Genomic DNA, 2,269 nt, shown 5'->3' on the forward strand with positions numbered 1-2,269 from the left:
AGTATAACATAATTTGAAGAAATGGCATGAAAAAAAAGCTTTCGCCTTGAAAACATTCACCAATTTACTGAAATCCATGTTATAATGTGAGTGTATCAATTAGTTACTTTTTAAGGAAAGGATGAATTACTGTGTCAAAAACACAAAATCATCAAAAAGTTATGTTAGTCGGCGATGGCGCCGTTGGTTCTAGTTACGCATATGCAATGGCATTGCAAGGTATCGCTGAAGAATTCGGTATCATTGACGTTGTCAAGGAACGTACCGAAGGCGATGCATTGGATCTTCTCGATGCTACGGGTTACACATATCCTAAGAAGATTTATTCTGCAGAATACTCAGACTGCAAGGATGCCGACCTGGTTGTCATCACGGCCGGCGCTCCACAAAAGCCAGGCGAAACACGTCTTGACCTTGTAAACAAGAACCTTCGCATCTTGTCAACAATCGTTAAGCCAGTTGTTGACTCAGGCTTCCAGGGCATCTTCCTGGTTGCTGCAAACCCTGTTGACATCCTGACATACGCAACATGGAAGTTCTCAGGCTTCCCTAAGGAACGCGTTCTTGGTTCAGGTACATCCTTGGATACAGCACGTCTTCGTGTTGCCATGGCTGATTTGACAGGCATCAAGGATCCTCGTTCAATGCACGCATACATCATGGGTGAACACGGCGATTCAGAATTTGCTGCATACTCTTCAGCATCAATCGGTTCACTTCCATTCCTGGACTGGGCTAAGGAACACGACGTTTCCAAGGAAACGCTTGACAAGATTGAAGACGACGTTCGTAACAAAGCTTACGAAATCATCAACAAGAAGGGCGCAACATTCTACGGTGTTGCTGCTGCCCTTGCTCGTATTTCCAAGGCTATTCTCCGTGATGAAGATACGGTTCTTCCTGTTTCTGCATACATGGACGGCCAATACGGCATCAACGACGTATACATTGGTACACCAGCTGTTGTCTGCGCAGACGGCATCAAGCAAGTTATCGAAGTTCCTTTGAACGAAGAAGAACAAACAAAGATGACTGAATCTGCCAAGACATTGAAGCAAGTTCTTAACGACGGTTTGAAGAACCTCGAAGAAAGCCAGAAGTAATTTTGCTTCCTTAACAGCTGATTCTAAAGAGTCTCGCTTTGGCGGGGCTCTTTTTTCTTAAAAGAATGTGCCTTGTTCGACGAAGTTCCCTGACTTGACTGCATGAATCAAAAACCGTTTCAAATATTTAAATAACAATGCACTTTTTTTGAAAAGTTCTGATGCATCAGCGTTTCATTTTTCATTCAGCAAAGGCTTTTCTTCTTCAAAACGTGCACTTTAACGGGCATTTATGTTAAAATGAATTAAGATATTCTGATAACAAAATGAAAGAACTGAATACGAGGTTTTCGGCTATGCTACTTAAAACTTTAATTAAACCAAAAAAAGAACTGACCACGGTCAAGGAAGACTGCACGCTTGAAGAAGCACTGCAGGTTCTGGAAGATTCAGGCTACCGCTGCGTTCCGATTCTGGATGAATCCGGAAAGATTTTCCGTGGCAACATCTACAAGATGCACATCTATCGCCACAAATCACGCGGCGGCGACATGAGCCTTCCCGTTACGTATCTTTTGAAGAATGCCACGAAATTCGTTTCAATCAATTCGGCATTCTTCAACGTCTTCTTCTCAATTAAAGACCTGCCGTACATTACGGTTCTTGATGAAAACAATTATTTTTACGGCATCCTGACGCACACGCGCCTGCTTGACATGCTGTCACAGTCATGGAACGTCAATGTCGGAAGCTACGTTTTGACGGTCGTTTCGACAGGCGATCGCGGCGACCTTGTTGAAATGTCAAAGATAATCACCAAATATACGTCAATCGCCAGCTGCATGACGCTTGACGTCCAGCAGGGAGAATTCGTTCGCCGGACGATGTTTACTCTTCCGGCAGACGTTTCACACGAAAAGCTGGAAACAATCGTCAAGGCCCTGGAAAAGAAGAACTTCAAGGTCCCTGAAATTGAGGACCTGCAAATATAAGAGAGCAGATGATGGGAAAAACGTGACTTTTTCCCTGACTTATAATGAGATACCGGACAAATGCAGTCGTAAGTCGACTTGTTTTGTCCGGTATTTTTTCAGTTTTGAGACATGAAAACCTGACTTTTTACAAAATACAGAATTTCGCATCGCCTGCTCAATCAGGGCGCCGAGACAGGACAAGGTGTGGAAGCGAGCGTTCAGCCCCTGAGCACTAAGGAGGCTCGCACGACG

At 44.0% G+C, this 2,269-nt stretch carries 2 protein-coding genes and 1 pseudogene; 2 read left to right on the plus strand and 1 reads right to left on the minus strand.

What is annotated here, in order from left to right:
- The first annotated feature begins 131 nt into the window (after positions 1-131).
- Both V7Z60_RS05035 and cbpA read left to right on the plus strand, forming a co-directional pair.
- Positions 132-1,103, plus strand: coding sequence for an L-lactate dehydrogenase (locus V7Z60_RS05035; RefSeq protein WP_334116758.1), 972 nt, complete (start codon positions 132-134; stop codon positions 1,101-1,103).
- Between the two features lie 296 nt (positions 1,104-1,399).
- Positions 1,400-2,035, plus strand: coding sequence for a cyclic di-AMP binding protein CbpA (gene cbpA, locus V7Z60_RS05040; RefSeq protein ID WP_334116759.1), 636 nt, complete (start codon positions 1,400-1,402; stop codon positions 2,033-2,035).
- Between the two features lie 39 nt (positions 2,036-2,074).
- On the opposite strand, the pseudogene V7Z60_RS05045 reads toward cbpA, so the two are convergent.
- A pseudogene (locus V7Z60_RS05045) lies at positions 2,075-2,269 on the minus strand (hypothetical protein); the annotation flags it as partial.

Source organism: Ligilactobacillus sp., assembly GCF_036846325.1.
Taxonomy (GTDB): Bacteria; Bacillota; Bacilli; order Lactobacillales; family Lactobacillaceae; genus Ligilactobacillus.

Excerpts from the sequence above, each read along its gene's own strand:
- cbpA (WP_334116759.1), top strand. The coding sequence starts at position 1,400 with ATGCTACTTAAAACTTTAATTAAACCAAAAAAAGAACTGACCACGGTC.